This is a genomic window from Commensalibacter sp. M0355 (assembly GCF_016101365.1).
Taxonomy (GTDB): Bacteria; Pseudomonadota; Alphaproteobacteria; order Acetobacterales; family Acetobacteraceae; genus Commensalibacter; species Commensalibacter melissae.
The window spans coordinates 781,986-798,568 of the sequence record NZ_JACFQQ010000001.1 but is presented as its reverse complement, the minus strand read 5'-3'; the positions used below and the strand labels follow the sequence as shown (position 1 = coordinate 798,568).

11 protein-coding genes are annotated in these 16,583 nt (G+C 38.4%); 8 read left to right on the top strand and 3 right to left on the bottom strand.

What is annotated here, in order from left to right:
• The first annotated feature begins 813 nt into the window (after window positions 1–813).
• Entirely contained in the window at window positions 814–1,989 is a 1,176-nt protein-coding gene (gene rnd, locus H3T44_RS03755) for a ribonuclease D (protein WP_198196073.1), read from the top strand.
• Window positions 1,990–2,048: 59 nt separating this feature from the next.
• Window positions 2,049–2,585, top strand: a complete 537-nt coding sequence (locus tag H3T44_RS03750) for a GcrA family cell cycle regulator (RefSeq protein WP_110438570.1) — start codon at window positions 2,049–2,051, stop codon at window positions 2,583–2,585.
• Between the two features lie 77 nt (window positions 2,586–2,662).
• Here H3T44_RS03750 and H3T44_RS03745 read toward each other — a convergent pair whose 3' ends face one another.
• Complete coding sequence (locus H3T44_RS03745) at window positions 2,663–3,163, bottom strand: polymer-forming cytoskeletal protein (RefSeq protein WP_155567300.1); 501 nt, start codon at window positions 3,161–3,163, stop codon at window positions 2,663–2,665.
• 290 nt (window positions 3,164–3,453) lie between these two features.
• Here H3T44_RS03745 and H3T44_RS03740 point away from each other — a divergent pair, with 290 nt between their 5' ends.
• From H3T44_RS03740 to H3T44_RS03730, 3 genes are all read left to right on the top strand, one after another.
• Complete coding sequence (locus H3T44_RS03740) at window positions 3,454–4,482, top strand: adenosine kinase (RefSeq protein WP_122124042.1); 1,029 nt, start codon at window positions 3,454–3,456, stop codon at window positions 4,480–4,482.
• Window positions 4,483–4,613: 131 nt separating this feature from the next.
• Complete coding sequence (gene typA, locus H3T44_RS03735) at window positions 4,614–6,437, top strand: translational GTPase TypA (protein WP_122124041.1); 1,824 nt, start codon at window positions 4,614–4,616, stop codon at window positions 6,435–6,437.
• Between the two features lie 288 nt (window positions 6,438–6,725).
• A complete protein-coding gene (locus tag H3T44_RS03730; RefSeq protein WP_198196072.1) occupies window positions 6,726–7,049 on the top strand; it encodes a hypothetical protein in 324 nt (107 codons plus the stop codon).
• Between the two features lie 60 nt (window positions 7,050–7,109).
• Here H3T44_RS03730 and alr read toward each other — a convergent pair whose 3' ends face one another.
• Window positions 7,110–8,240, bottom strand: a complete 1,131-nt coding sequence (alr, locus tag H3T44_RS03725) for an alanine racemase (RefSeq protein ID WP_198196071.1) — start codon at window positions 8,238–8,240, stop codon at window positions 7,110–7,112.
• Window positions 8,241–8,264: 24 nt separating this feature from the next.
• Window positions 8,265–9,287, bottom strand: a complete 1,023-nt coding sequence (locus tag H3T44_RS03720) for an NAD(P)/FAD-dependent oxidoreductase (protein ID WP_198196070.1) — start codon at window positions 9,285–9,287, stop codon at window positions 8,265–8,267.
• A 231-nt stretch (window positions 9,288–9,518) separates the two neighbouring features.
• Between H3T44_RS03720 and tsaE the strand changes: the two genes are divergently transcribed.
• Genes tsaE through addA form a run of 3 tightly spaced genes read left to right on the top strand, consistent with a single transcriptional unit; the run spans window position 9,519 to window position 16,561 of the window.
• Window positions 9,519–9,956 carry a tRNA (adenosine(37)-N6)-threonylcarbamoyltransferase complex ATPase subunit type 1 TsaE gene (tsaE, locus tag H3T44_RS03715; protein WP_232347493.1) on the top strand — a complete coding sequence of 146 codons (438 nt, stop codon included), beginning with the start codon at window positions 9,519–9,521 and terminating at the stop codon, window positions 9,954–9,956.
• Window positions 9,957–9,983: 27 nt separating this feature from the next.
• Window positions 9,984–13,025 carry a double-strand break repair protein AddB gene (gene addB / locus H3T44_RS03710; protein ID WP_198196069.1) on the top strand — a complete coding sequence of 1,014 codons (3,042 nt, stop codon included), beginning with the start codon at window positions 9,984–9,986 and terminating at the stop codon, window positions 13,023–13,025.
• Entirely contained in the window at window positions 12,998–16,561 is a 3,564-nt protein-coding gene (gene addA / locus H3T44_RS03705; RefSeq protein ID WP_198196068.1) for a double-strand break repair helicase AddA, read from the top strand. Before addB ends, addA begins: the two co-directional genes overlap by 28 nt.
• Window positions 16,562–16,583 lie beyond the last annotated feature (22 nt).

The window sequence follows — 16,583 nt, the reverse complement described above, 5'->3', positions numbered from 1 at the left end:
ATAGGATTGAAAAAACAAGATGTTTACAGAGGAAGAAAAACAGGCGGCAAAATTTAAAATATTGTTACACGCCAATGTCGGAATTGCCAAAATATTTGAAAGCCCAATATTTTAATATAGTTGATGATCAGAATGGCGTTCAGGCAGATCAAAATTGCCTGTGGGAAAAAAGATTATATTTTTTGTCGCGATTATCATTTGCAAACCGACGTGGGGGAATCTGTTTAAAAAATAAACAAAATGCAATAACGATTACGTGGTTACTTTTTTTGATTTTGATCAATCTTATGATTTTATAAAGCAATATTATCTTTTTCAATTTGCTAATTTATTTCAGGGTTGCTGTATTCATCCAGTAATGCAATCAGACATGTTTTGTTTGCAAATATATTGATGTTGAAATTGATTGTTATGCAAGTCTGGATAATATTTTTGTCTATCAGGAATTTGATTGTTTTTTATTATATGTTCAGGGAAATGATTCCTATTATTGAAAATGGTTTGATCGTATCAAAAATGGAAAATAAAAAATCTGACTGAAACAAAAGCATTTGCCAATATAGGGGAAGCGTACTGGATCAGGTCTCTTATCAACGAGTGTTTTTGGAATTGTTAATGGATACAATTTTGTTAAATTAATCTTTTTTGTCTATTGATACTTTGAGATTAATGTCAAATTATTTTATAAATCGTGCTTATAATCATGCAGAGTTATCTTGTAAAAACACAGAAATAGGAAATTGGAGGAAATTTAAATTACCTTGAAAATCATATTATTTATAACGATTTTCAGTGTAACTAATTTAATTGTTTATGAAATCATTTAAGGAATTTCCTGCTCCTCAATTAATATCAGACAGTCATTCTCTGAGACAAATGGTTGATTCATTGTTGGTAGAAAACTATGTAACAATGGACACTGAGTTTGTAAGAGAATCGACTTATTGGCCGGAATTATGTTTAATTCAAATTGCAGGTAGTCATCAGGTTTATTTGGTTGATGCTCTTTCCAAGACAATTGATTTATCCTTATTAACCCCTCTATTGCTTGAACCAAAGATTGTTAAGGTTTTTCACGCCGCTCAGCAGGATTTGGAAATTTTTTTGCATTTATTTGGCTTTTTGCCTGTATCGATATTTGATACGCAGATTGCTGCAATGGTTGCAGGGTTTGGAAATCAAATCGGTTATGATTCATTGATTGAATCGTTACTGAACCATAAGGTTGATAAATCCTATCGGTTTAGTGACTGGTCAATACGTCCCTTAACAAAAGCACAACAGGATTATGCAGTTGCAGATGTAACCTATCTGTGGAGTGCTTTTCCAATTTTATATGAAAAATTACGATTGGATAATCGCTTAAGTTGGGTTGCTTCTGAAATGGAACTTTTGTCCAATCCAGATTTTTATTTACCTCCTATTGAAAAAATCTGTAAAAAATTAGGGGCAAAAATTCGTAATGGTCGATCATTGGCCTGTTTATCTTATTTAATACAATGGCGTGAAGAGAAAGCTCAAAAGGTGAATATCCCAAGGCATCATTTCATTAGGGATGAAAGTCTTATTGCTATTGCCGTGGCTTTACCCGATACTGTAAAAACCTTGGAAAAAATAAGAGGTATTAATAGAGATTTTGCCAACGGCCAAGATGGTCAATCTGTCTTAGAAATTATAAAAAAAACGAAAGAGATTGATTCTGAATCATTGCCAACCCCTTTTATCTATAAAAATCCTGTAGAAAAACCATCAGAAGCTCTGGTTTCGTTGTTAAAGGTAATGTTATTGGCCAAATGTGAAATTTATAAAGTGGCCCCTAAGCTGGTTGCCAGTAGTAAGGATATTGAAAAAATAGCTCTGGGTTATCGAGATTTGGAAATATTTACAGGTTGGCGTCATGAGGTTTTTGGAAAAGATGCCATTGATCTATGTGAAGGGAAACTTATGATATCCGTTCAAGATAAAACATTAAAATTTGTAAAAGTTTGAATTTTGTTTTTAAAAAATTATTTGTTATTTATAAAGTGATGTAATTAAGGTGAAAATGTATGGAATGGACTGATGAAATCGTTGCCCGCCTACGGGAATTATGGGCACAAGGTCTTTCAACAGCGGAAATTGGCAGACAGCTTAATGTAACGAAAAACGCTGTTGTTGGTAAAGCGCATCGATTGGGACTTGAGGGAAGACCTTCCCCGATTCGCAAGGCGAGTGTAACAAAAGATAAAGTGGGTGAAACAAAATCTCAAAAAAATGCTATATCAAAAAAGGATGAGTCTAAAAAAAATAAAACCGTTACACAGACTGTTATAGAATCAAAAGAGATTAATGCTGTCAAAGACGAATCAGTTAAAGAGAAGCTTGAGGTTAGGACTAAAAAACCTAAAAAGCTTGAATTTATATCACCAAAAGAGCTGCCTTCTTATCGAAAATCAAATTCAGAATGCTGTTGGCCGATAGGTGATCCAGGCGAAAAAGACTTTCATTTTTGCAAGGCGCCGATCGTTCCGGGTAAACCCTATTGTTTGGAACATGTTCAGATCGCCTATGTAAAATTGAAAGATCGTAAGAATAACGTTGCCTAATAAATCTATCTTTTCTCATAAAATTGAATTTTGATGAGAGAAGATATGGTTACATAAATATTTGTTTATTATTTCGACTAAGTTGCTGAAGATTTAACTTCTTCTGTCACCACTTCCTCTTTATCGTTGCTATAATCGACAGCTGACGTTTGTTTCAGTTTGTCCGTGGTAATCATTTCAACCTGTCCGGTGACTTGTCCACCATCTTCAACTTTAAGGCGTCGGCATTTCGCCTTGCCAAGGAGCTTGCCACTTGCAGTGACTGTAAGATTTCCTTGAGCGGTAATATTGCCTTCCAGTATACCGGTTATTTCAATATCCTGGGATTCAACAGTTCCACGGAAAACTCCAGATTGCTGAATGACAAGTTTTTTCAACTTGATTGAAGAGGTTTCAATCGTTCCTTCAACTATGAGTGTTTCAACGTCATTAAACGTACCTTGTATGTGTATACCCTGACCAACGACAAGAGCCCTGCGATTTAGGGATGCGTCATTTGAATATGTATGTTCTGTATTGTTTAAAAGCGTATTTCGGTTAATAAGTTTTTTTTCAAGAATAGGGGTTAGATTATTCATTGTAAGATAAGACTTTCGTTTAAAGAACAAAGTAAAATCGGGTAACGTTGGGTTACGGGTTATTTTTGTTGTTTAATAATGGCTTCTTGTATAGTTTGTAAAGCAAAGTATAACAGACCTGCTAGGGAAAAATGACATTTAGTCAAAACAGATTGAAGATTTTTGAAAAATTAGTAAATGTTTTAAATATATTAATTACTTTTTAAGTATGCTGGCAAGAAAAAGAAATAACATCATTTAAGATTAGTGAATATAATTTTTATAATTATATGGAAAGGAAATAGTTTTTTATGCGTGGTTTTAAAAATTTACTTGGTCGGAAGAAAGAGGATGATGTTGAATTTGATATTGCAGGAATAGGGAATGCCATTGTTGATATATTGACACGAGTTAATGATGATTTTCTCGAAAAACAGGAAATGATACCCGGAAGTATGAGTTTGATTGATGCAAAACGGGTCAAGGCCTTGAAAAGCCTGATAAAGCCGGAAAAACAAATGAGTGGGGGATCAGTGGCAAATACCTGTTTTGTTGCGGCCCTGATGGGGGCAAAAACGGCTTATTTGGGAAAAGTTGCGGATGACACCGTCGGAAAACGCTTTGCAGAAGATATTCAGCAGGGTGGTGTTTATTTTCCATCGACCCCTTTAAAATCATCCCTGCATCCAAATCTATATACAGCTCGGTCAATTATTTTTGTAACGCCCGATGGACAAAGAACCATGAATACTTATTTGGGGGCTTGCACTCAATTTACACCAGATGATGTTGATGAAGATGTCATAAGTCATGCCAAAATAACTTTATTGGAGGGATATTTATTTGATGGTGAACTTGCACAAAAGGCATTCTATCAGGCTGCAGATATTTCGCACAAAGCAGGAAGGAAAATCGCGTTGAGTTTGTCTGATCCTTTTTGTGTAAAGCGACATCTGGTACAGTTTAAGGATTTTGTATCAAATCACGTGGATATGGTTTTCGCAAACCAATTTGAAATTTGTGCACTATACGAAACGGAAGATTTGGAAAAAGCCATTCAAAATGCTTCGCAGGATATTCCAATCGCTGTTATAACCTGTGGTGAGAAGGGCAGTGTTATTCTTGCCAATTCAGAGCGGATAGAGGTTGCCAGTGTTCCAACGGTTGTTGTGGATACGACAGGGGCAGGTGATGCTTATGTCGCTGGATTTTTGGCTGGCTGGACTACTGACAGGACTTATGCCGAATGTGGTCGTCTGGGAAGTGTTGTGGCTGCGGAAGTTATTTCCCATGTGGGTGCCAGACCATTACCGGAATTGAAAGAAGTCATGAATTTCTAATTTTTTGGCTTTTTTGATAAAAATAACTTTTGTTATTAATTTACGTAACTATTGAGAAGAAGAATAATATGTATGTTTTGTAGATAATGCGAAACATACATATTTTGTATTGTTGGAGAATGAAAAACATCATGGAGATCCGAAATATTGCCATCATTGCACATGTTGACCATGGCAAGACAACGTTGGTTGATCAGTTATTACAGCAGTCCGGAACTTTTCGTGAAAATCAGCATGTGGTTGAACGTGCAATGGATAGTAATGATTTGGAACGTGAACGAGGGATTACGATTCTTGCCAAATGTACCTCTGTTGTATGGAATAATGTAAGAATTAATATTATTGACACCCCAGGTCATGCGGATTTTGGGGGGGAGGTTGAACGTATCTTATCAATGGTTGATGGGGCGGTTGTCTTGGTTGATGCAGCCGAGGGAGCTTTGCCACAAACTAAATTCGTAGTTGGAAAAGCTTTGAATCGTGGTTTGCGCCCCATTGTTGTGGTGAACAAGGTTGACCGTTCAGATTCTCGTGCGGATGAAGTGCATAATGAAATTTTTGACCTGTTTGCAGCGATGGGTGCCAATGATGAGCAGCTGGATTTTCCAATGCTTTATGCGTCAGGGCGTCAGGGATGGGCTGATTATACAATTGAAAACCATAAAGAGGATTTAAGTGCGCTGTTTGATCTTATCGTCAAACATGTTCCTGCACCAACGGTTAACCTTGATGCGCCTTTTGCAATGGTTGCTTCTATCCTTGAATATGACAATTTTCTTGGACGTATATTAACCGGACGGGTAGAACAGGGAACAGCAAGGGTAAATATGCCTGTTCGTGTTTTGCAACATGATGGTAAAATTATTGAGACAGGCCGTCTAACAAAATTGCTAGCCTTCAGAGGTCTGGAACGTGTTCCTGTTGAGGAGGTCCAGGCTGGTGATATCGTGGCTGTGGCAGGTTTATCCAATACAACGGTTTCAGAAACCATTGCTTCTCCAGAAATAACGGAACCCTTACATGCTACCCCGATTGATCCTCCAACCCTATCTATGACCTTTCGCATTAATGACGGTCCTTTGGGTGGACGTGAAGGAAAAAAGGTGACCTCTCGTCAAATCCGTGAACGCCTGTATCGCGAGGTTGAGGGTAATGTTGCTATTCGTGTTACGGATAGTGCTGAAAATGATGCTTTTGAAGTGGCTGGACGTGGAGAGCTACAGCTCGGTGTTTTGATTGAAACGATGCGTCGGGAAGGATTTGAACTGACTATTGGCCGTCCAAAAGTTCTAACCCGCATTAACGAGGAAACAAGTGAGAAAGAAGAACCCTATGAAGAGGTTCTTATTGATGTTGATGAACCTTATTCTGGGGTTGTTGTTGAAAAAATGTCCCTCCGAAAAGGTATAATGCAGGATATGAATCCATCTGGTGGCGGAAAAGTGAGATTGACTTTCTCAATTCCTTCCCGGGGTTTGATTGGATATCATAGCGAGTTCTTGACGGATACACGGGGAACCGGGATCATGAACCGGCTTTTTTCAGGTTATGGTCCCTGGGCTGGACCCATTGCTGGGCGTCGTAATGGTTCGTTGATTTCTGCCGAAAATGGTGTTGCCGTTCAATATTCCCTTTTCTCTTTACAGGATCGAGGGGTTTTGTTTGTAGAACCTTCTGACAAGGTTTATGTCGGAATGATTATTGGTGAACATTCTCGTGAAAATGATCTGGATGTTAATCCAATCAAAGAAAAAAAATTAACCAATATGCGTGCTGCGGGTAAAGATGAGGCACTTTTATTGACTCCGGCAAGAAAAATGTCATTGGAACAGGCTATTGCTTATATTGAGGATGATGAATTGGTGGAAGTTACACCGTCAGCCATTCGTCTTCGCAAATTATATCTTGATCCACATGAGCGGAAACGTCACGTCAGACAAAGAGCTGAAAGCTGATTATACATAAATTTATACAGGATTATAATAGGATATGATCCTGTATGTAACAATCTGTAACTTGATTTTAAAACAGGTCATTTTATAATTAACACGATTGCAAGGATTGCTGATTTTCTGTTTTCTTTTAAGAAATGAAATAAGACCAAATTAAGGCATAATTGTAAAAAATAGCAAAAATAATGCAATTATAATGTAAGACAAACCCATCAGGTTATGCTAACTTTTTCACATATCGGATATAGATTTTCGATACGATTTTAATTGATAATTTTGATTGGGAATAAAATGAAATTATTAGCTCGTCGTCTTTCTTTCGCTCTATCAACAGCAGCTGTATTAGGTTTTGCAGCTCCAGCTTTCGCTCAAGAAGCTGCACCAGCATCTCCTGCTCCTGCCGCTGTTGCACCAGCGGCTCAAGCACCAGCATCTGCTCCAGCAGCGGCAGCTTCTGAAGCTCCAGCAACAGACGCAGCAGCTCCAACTACTCATCATGGTAAAAGAGCGCATCACGGTAAAAAAGCGCATCATGGTAAAAAAGCGCACCATGCTAAAAAAGCGGCAGCTTCTGAAGCTCCAGCAACAGACGCAGCAGCTCCAGCTGCTAACTAATTATTCCGTTTAATTAGTTGTTCAAGACAGGGTTGTATTGTACCACCCTGTCTTTTTTATTTAATTGTAAATACGCCGATAACGGTTTCCCAAGGCGGTAAGAATTTCGTAACCAATTGTATTTGCTGCGTTGGCTATTGTTTCAATTGGACAGTTGAGGCCAATAATTTCTATTTCATCGTCAATCATAACTTTTTTGTTGGCAAGGGGTGATATATTGATACATAAACAATCCATCGAAATTCGCCCAATTACGGGTAAGGGAATGTCAGGATGATCAATATGTTTGACGCAGATTTTGTTGCTGAGCGATCGAAAAAAACCATCTGCATAGCCCGTTGAAACGATAGCTAGTTTTAACGCTTTGTCTGCTGTGAACGTTGCACCATAACCGACAGTGGCCCCTTTGGGAATTTCCCTTAATTGTAAGATTTTACTTCGTAATGTCACAACAGGATACATGGGATTCTTGTGTCCAGGAACAGGGTTGATCCCATATAATGCTGCTCCTGGACGTGTTAGATCGAAATGCCAATTTTCACCTAGAAAAATACCACTTGAAGCGGATAAACTGGCCGGTACGGAAGGAAAGTGATGGATAAAAGCCTTAAACCGTTGCAATTGAATAAGATTTAATGAATGATTTGGATTATCGGCACAGGCTAGATGGCTGATGGTCAGGGTAGGAATGAAAGGTGATATAGATTCATCCTGGATGATTCTTAAATCATTTATGTCAATACCGAAACGAGACATGCCTGTATCAAATTGCAAGGCGGCAGGATAATTAAAATTGGCATCTTTACATATTTGTACCCATAACTTTACCTGTTTCAGGTCATTTAGAACTGGGATCAGGTTATAATTGATAAATGTTTTGGCATCATATGGATAAAAACCGTTCAGGACATAGATTGCGTATTCATTTCCCAATATTGATCTAAGTGCAATTCCTTCATCTAGATAAGCAACAAAAAAATTCTTGCATTCTGTTTTTTGTAATGCCCTTGCCACCGGTAACATTCCCAGTCCATAAGCATTTGCCTTGACGACAGCCCCACATCGTGCCATTTTTGTTTTGTTATTTAGCAAATCATAATTTTTTATAATCGCACTTAAATCAATAGATAAAGTTGCCCCCGCATTTTTGGTAAAAAGATCAGGGTTTATGGAAATATAGGGTTGCATCATTATAAAGACCTTGGAAACTGGGATCTATGGTTTTACTGGAATTCCGTGTGTTGTTGAGTGTTCAAAATGCAGTGGTGTTTCTGGATTAACAATATTATATAACGCATAAGCAGCCATAGAGGCCTCGCTGAATCCTTGTAATATAAGTTTTAATTTTCCTGGATAAAAAGCGATATCTCCGATGGCAAATGTTCCTTCCAGACTTGTTTCACAGGTCGATTGAGTTACCGGAATTCTCCCTTGAATAATGTCAATATCCCAGGATTGTAAAGGGCCAAGATCAGTGGTCAGGCCAAAAAAGGCCAGTAAATGATCGGCTGGAAGAGATCTAATCTGTTTGTCTAGTGAAATAACATCAACTGATTCTAGAAAGCCTTGTTTTCCATGCAGCTTATGAAGCTGGTAGGGGACAAGTTTATTGATTTTTTTTTCTGAAATTGCCGTTTCAAGACGTGCAAGACTTTCCGGTGAAGCCCGGAAACGGTCTCTTCTATGAATCAAGGTGATGGATTTGGCCTTATCTTTTAAGGCCAGTGCCCAGTCAACCGCTGAATCCCCACCACCGGCAATGACAATATTTTTGTCTATAAATAAATCACTTTTTCGGATGTAATAATGAACGGTTTTGGTCTGTTCATAAGCTTCTATATTTTCCAACGGTGGACGATTCGGACCGAAAGACCCTGCACCAATGGCAATGATTATGCCTTTGGCATGAATGATATTGTTTTTATCGGTTTTTAAAGTGAAATTTCCTTTCTGACCTTCCATTTCTACAACCTTGTTTGATAAAAGGCGTGGAATATCAAAAGGTTCAATTTGTTTTTCTAGAGAATCAATAAGAGATTGTGCGGTAATACTTGGATGGGCGGGAATATCATAAATTGGTTTTTCTGGATATAGGGCTGAACACTGTCCCCCCACTGTATCCAGTGTGTCAATCAAGATAGACTTCATTTTTAGCATACTGCATTCAAAAGCGGCAAATAAGCCGGCCGGACCCGTACCAATTATGGCAATATCAGTCGTGATAGAGGTTCCAATCATTATATTGACCTTTAATATAAGAAAAAAATAGAATTATAAGGATGATTGCAAAGAGTTTACATATTAAAATAAGCATAAAATAATAGTTTGAAAAAAAATTGTTATAAAATGAATTTTATTGAATATATTTATTATCAAGACATATCTGTAATCTAGAAATGTTAACTTTCTGTAAGTTATTATTAAATCGTTTTATTACCAGTTAAGTTTTATGTAATCATGATTATAAAAATGTATGATTTACCAAATTTGCAAGCAACAAATGATTTGGCTGTAAAAATTTCCCGTTTAATACAGACAGGTGACGCCATTTTATTATCAGGTCCTTTGGGTATTGGTAAAACTGCTTTTGTTCGGTCATTCTTGCGATCTATTTGTGAAGATTCTGAAATGGAAGTTCCTAGTCCTTCTTTTACCTTGGTACAACATTATGAAAGCCCAAAATTTCATTTATATCACTATGATTTGTGGCGGTTGGAAAATGAACAGGATTTAATCGAGTTGGATTGGGATGATGCGATGGAGGGTGTTGTCTTGGTCGAATGGCCAGAGCGTTTGCAGGATTTTGTTCCTGACGGGGCTTTGCATATTGATTTTTCCCTACATTCTGATTCCGGGCGTCGTGTTGTCCTTTCAGGCTGGGATGAACGGCTAAACTTGCTTGAATAATAAAATGACCTTCATGATTATTTGAAAATGTCTAAATATATCACGATCCCCTTTAATGCAGTATTTTTGGATACGATTGCTCAAAAATGGATGGAGGAAATGCATTCTCAAGGGGGTTACCCGCGTGGAATGGTTATTGTTCCCAATCAGAGGACCGTAAAAGCGTTAATTAATAGTTTTATTAAAGTTAATAAAGGGAAACCGCTGCTTTTACCCAAAATTATTTCCATTGGCACTATAGATGAGGCAGGATTATCTTTTAATAGCAAAGAGGAACTGACACTTTTTCCCGCAGTTCATCCTGTAAAAAGATTATCAATTCTGACATCGTTAATTATACAAATGAATCATAAGCTTGGTAATCAAATTCAGGCTGGTGAAGCTTGGAACTTGGCTAAATCCCTGGCTGATTTAATGGATGAGGCGGAATGGATTGGATGTGATTTAAAGACGGCTTTATCAAAAGCGGTTGAGGATGAATATGCACAGCACTGGCAAAATATTCTAAAATTTCTATCAATTATAACCGAGATATGGCCTCAATGGTTACAGGATAATCAATTGATGAATCCCGTAGAAAGGGTAATAGCTCTTTTAAAAGCCCAGGCTAAAAGTTGGCGGAATTCTGGATGCCAGGATCCAGTTTGGGTGGTCGGATTTGCAGATGCAAGGCCCGTTATTGTTGAATTTCTGTCCACGGTTGTTCAATTGCCACGCGGACGTTTGATTGTTTCCGGGTTACAGGAGGATTTGTCAGAGGAAAGCTGGAATGCTTTGCCTGTCACGCATCCCTACGCCGAACTTGTCAAAATGTTTTCGGCATTAGGTATTAAGCGTTCTGATTTTCAATACTGGGATCATACATGTGTTCAACCAATTTGTAAGGAGCGTATATCAGCATTTCAGCAAATTTTATTACCTGCTGACCGTTTGGAAAGCTGGTTAATAAACCGGCGTCCTGTACATTTGGATCAATGTTTTTTAATTGAACCGCTCAATCAGCAGCAAGAGGCAATAGCCATTGCGTTAATGATTCGAGATGCCCTGGAAATTCCACAGAAAAGAATTGCACTTGTTACACCTGATCGTAATTTGGCAATGCGTGTTTCTCTGGAACTGGGACGGTGGGGGGTTATCGCGGATGATAGTGCTGGTGAACCACTTTATAAAACGGCCGGCACAGTCTTTTTAAATTTGATTTTGCAAGCTTGTGTCGAGGATTTTACCCCTTTATCTTTATTATCCTTACTTAAACATCCATTTGCTTGTTGTGGATTGCCTGCCAGTTTATGCCGTGATTATAGCCGTTTGCTGGAGATCTTTATTCTAAGACAATTTGCAGCCTCTGGTTTATCAGTCATTCAAGCAGCATTGAAGCGGAAAATCGAAGAAATTAAGCTGTTGGATAAGGATACCCTAAGAACCGATATCGCATATTTTTTTTCCAACTCATCTGAATTGGTCAGCTTGCTGGATCGATTGAAACAGAATGTGCAAACTCTGTTGGGAAAAACTACAAAATATACGGTTGGCGAATGGGTGACGTATTTGGCAAGAGCTGCGGAACAGCTTGCCTCTAATCAAGAACAGAATGGAGAGGATATTCTATGGAAAGCTGAAGAAGGAAATGCACTTGCCGAGCATTTGAGAGATCTTATTGTTGAAACTGAATATATAAAGGTGGTTACTTTATCTGAATTTGCCAGCATTTTCAGGGCATCGTTTCAAGGATTAATTGTTCACACGCGCCGTGCCCTACAAGGGAGAGAAGTTAGACAGCTTCATCCAAGGGTATATATCTGGGGATTGCTTGAAGCACGGTTGCAGAATGTTGATATGGTAATTTTAGGGGGATTATCCGAAGGGGTATGGCCACCCTCCATTGATTCTGGTTCTTGGCTAAGCCGCCCGATGCGTGAAAAAATGGGGATGGGACTGCCGGATATTGAAATAGGTCGTACAGCCTATGCTTTTATGGCTTTGTGTTGTTCGATACCAGAAGTAATATTGTCTTCACCGTTAAGACAGGAAAATGCGCCAGTTGTGCAATCACGTTGGATTGTCCGTCTTAAGGCGTGGTTGAAGGGGCGTAAGAGTGTGATTCAGCAGCATCCGGCTTTGTTGTGGACAAAATATCTTGATCAACCAGATGGATCTCCAACCCCAATGGAATGTCCTTCTCCGAAACCTTTGCCGGCGTTGCGTCCAAAATCCATTTCCATAACTGATGTTGAGCGATGGATAAAGGATCCTTATGAGATTTATGCGAAAAAAATACTTAATTTAAGAAAAATTGTTGGTTTGGAGGAAGATCGATCAACCAGTATTTTTGGGTTGATAGTTCATGAAGGGTTAAAGAATGTTTATGAAAATTATAGCAAACAATGGACGCTAAGCGGAATAGAGCAGACTCTTTTGGATGTACTGGATAAACGTCAGGATATCTTAATTTCTTATAAAAAATGGTGGCATGCACGGTTATTAAAAATTGCCCATTGGGTTTACCAGCAGGAAAAGTCACGTCGTAATAGTCGAATGCTTCCTCAGTTTTATCTTGAAAAAGAAGGCCATCATTATTTTCAGTTGACCGCAGGAATTGACTTCACCTTACGGGGTATTGCGGATCGAATACAGCTAAACACGGATGGAACTGTAGAAATATATGATTACAAAACAGGTGTTACCCCTGCGTGTATAAATGTGAAGAACGGATTGTTTCCGCAGTTACCCTTGGAAGCGGCAATGGCTTATTATGGCGGGTTTGATAAAAGTCTGGCTGAACATGAAATTTCTAAATTTACATATTGGGAGTTAAAGGGGGGAATAGAGGAAGGTAAGGAAATCCATATAGATAATATTCAAAAAGAAGAGGATGCCACAAATTTAAGCGAAAGATACTGGCAAGTTCTTCAAAAGCTGATTATTGCCTATTGTGACCAGGAACAGCCTTATTTATCCCGTCCACGTCCTCATTTAATAAAAGAATATGTACAAACCCTGCCTGTTTTTGGAGATTATAAGCATTTGGCTCGTTTTCTTGAATGGGGACTGGGAACTGGGGGATCATGATGCAGCGGCAGTTTTCTTTTTCAGATCCTGTTGAAGAAGCGAACAGGCAACAAAGAGATGCCTCTAATCCGCATTATTCAGTTTTTGTATCCGCATCTGCAGGAAGCGGTAAGACAAAACTTCTTGTTGATCGTTTATTACGGTTAATGATGCCCTGGACTGATAAAAAGGGTAAAATTCATCCCGGTATACAACCGCAGCGGATCCAATGTTTAACCTATTCCAAATCCGCGGCTGCCGAAATGGCAATTCGGTTGCAAAAAAAATTAAGTGAATGGGTTGGCTATACGAATCAAGAACTGGATAGGGCTTTGCTCGATTTACAAATCAAGCCGTGCGATAAGATGCGCAAAGCGGCTCGGGCATTGTTTGCAGAAATTTTGGATTTACCAGGGGGTATGCGGATTGAAACCAATCATGCATTTTGTCAATCTATCCTGCAGCGTTTCCCTTTGGAGGCCAGAATTATTCCTCAGTTCAGGGTTATTGAGGAGGGTGATAATTTATTAACCTTCAAAAGGGCTTTTAACGAAAAAATTGATGAAATTGCTGATCATGATATTCAGGTATTAAGCCCATTAATCAATAATAATCATTTTTTGGAGCTTTTACAGGAACTACAACAAAATCAGCAATATTTACAGCCAGTTTTACGTTTGATTCAACAGCGACAATTTTCCGCTTATTTACGGTCATGTTTAAAGCTGGATTTTTCCAATAAACAGGATTATTTAGTTCGTGTATGTGAAATCTGGCCAGCAGAAAAGGACATTAGAAAATGTCTGGAACTGAATCGGGATATTAAAAATAAAAAATCTAGAGCGGCAATAGAATCCTGTATTCGATGGTTTGATCTTTCGAGCGATCAACGAATTGTCCAATGGGATATAATGCAGGAGACCTTGCTTAAAAAAAATGGTCAAGTTAAAAATTTTACTGTCAATAAGGGGGAAAATAACGCGATTGCAGTTTTGTTGAATGAACAGGCTGACTATATGTATCAGATTGCTGAAACAATCAATCGCTATGACATTTATGAATATACAGGGGCTCTTTTGAATGTCTTTTCATTAATTTGGCAACATTATCAAGATATTAAACGTGCCCAAGGGGTTTTGCATTACAGTGATTTGATTAATTACACTTTGGATTTGCTTGATAATCCTGGTGCCGCTTGGGTTTTGTTCAAGCTCGATGGCGGTTTGGAACATATTTTGTTGGATGAAGTACAGGATAATTCGGCTGAACAATGGCGGATTGCAGATAATATTTCGTCTGAATTTTTTGCGGGATTGGGTAAGGATCCTGTTTCGTATCATTCCAGAACGATTTTTGCCGTTGGAGATTACAAACAATCCATCTATTCTTTTCAGGGGGCAAAGCCACAGGAATTTTTTAATTTTCGTGAAAAAATATCAAAAAAGGTAAAAGAGGCAGGTGAATTATGGGCGGATCCCCAATTACGGGTTTCCTTTCGTTCCAGTCAGATTATTCTTGATTTCGTAGATCAGGTTTTTTCGCCTGAAAATGGATTAACAGGCGTCTGGGATAATTTATCAATGGATCAGTTTCGCCTGCATCGTTCGGCTAAGATATCTGCTCCCGGGCGGGTTGATATATGGCCATTAGCGATGATGGATGATATGGAAAAGGAGGATTTGGAAACCTTATGGAAACCATTGAGGAAAAATCAGTATTATTTAACACCTGACATGATTTTGGCTGAATGTCTTGCCGATTGGATTAAGGGACAGATCGGCAGGGTACCACCTTATGGTGGGCGTCCCATCAGGGCAGGTGATATTCTTATTTTAATCCGGAAACGATCTGATTTTTCACGGGCCTTGATCCGGGCTCTGAAAATGAAAAATATTCCATTGGTCAATCTGGTTAAAACACAATTGCTTGATCAAATAGCCGTACAGGATCTATTGGTACTTTGTGAGGTGCTTTTATTGCCGCAGGATGATTTGACCTTGGCATGTGTCTTAAAATCACCTTTGGGGGGATTGGATGAAGAAAGTCTTATGGAGCTTGCCGGATCAAGAATAAAAGGCCAGACTTTGTGGAATGCCTTGTTTATTCGGCATTTGGAAAGGAAAGACTGGCAGGAGGCGTGGTTAATGCTCTCAAAATTGTTTTCCAGAGTGGATTATGTTACGCCCTATGCCTTGTTGGTTGAGATTTTGGGGGAACATCGTGGACGGGAAAGATTTCTCGCCCGTTTGGGGGAAGAGGCACTTGAGGCGATTGATGAATTACTTTTCCAGGCAATGCAATATGAAGATAATCATATCCCATCTTTACAGGGTTTTTTATATTGGTTGAAGCAATCCGAACGTACCATAAAAAACGAGGCGGAAGCAGACCTTGATATGGTTAGGGTTATGACGGTACATGGTGCGAAAGGACTGCAGGGGCGTTTAGTCATTTTACCTGATACCGTGAATCCCGCATCTAAACAGGGTGGATTTCAATCTGATCAGGTTCTGGTTTGGAAAGAGGATGCGGAAAAGAATATTAAAATCCCTTTATATGTTCCAAATAAAAATTGCGATATTAGGGAAAGTAAAGAATATAGGTCATTTAAATTGCAATTGGATACCGAAGAAAGCAATCGTCTGCTTTATGTTGCTTTAACGCGTGCAAGTGAATGGTTATTGGTTTGTGGCTGGCAAAAATCCAAAAATAAAAAAACTGAAAACACTTGGTATGATTATTGTGAAAAGGCGATGAAGCAGTTGCCTGATTTGCAGGCCTGTTTTTTCCAAGAAATTTGGGAAGGAACACATCATTTTATAGAAAATAAAAGTAATTCCCTTTCATACAATACGAATTGTTCACCGGATGATTTTGGAAATCAATCCAGCAAATCAATAATTTTACCCAAATGGTTGCAACAAAAAGGAAAGGCTGTTGCGTTACCTGATGAAAATGTCATATTACCCCATTATATTCCAAGTCGACCAGACGGGATAATATTTGGTGAGGTTCCTTCTAAAATATCACCGGTTAAAACAAGAAAGAAAAAAGATCCTTTTTATCGTGGTCGAGTCATTCATGCCTTATTACAATATTTGCCAAATTACCCTTGTGAAAAGCGTTATGACTTGGCATATCAATGGTTCAAGCGAGAAAATGTTAAACTATCCGGTCAGGAATTGGATAAAATTGTTCATCAAGTTATCCAGTTGATTAATAATCCAGAATTACAAAAATTGTTTGATTCTGATAGTTTGGTTGAACAACCTGTAACAGGTATTGTCAATGATCTTGTCATTACGGGTCAGATTGATCGTATGCGTATTTTATCGGATAAAATTTTACTATGTGATTTTAAATCCGGTCAAAAAGTGCCGGATACTGTTGAGATGGTATCCAAAATTTATTTAAGGCAGATGGCATCTTATTGGATCTTATTAAAGGAAATTTATCCATATCATCAAATTGAACCGTTACTGATTTGGACAGATGCTCTAAAAATAATGAAATTGCCCATTGCTTTACTTGAAAAATATTTGCCGGCACAGATATAGACAATCTTAATAATATTTGACA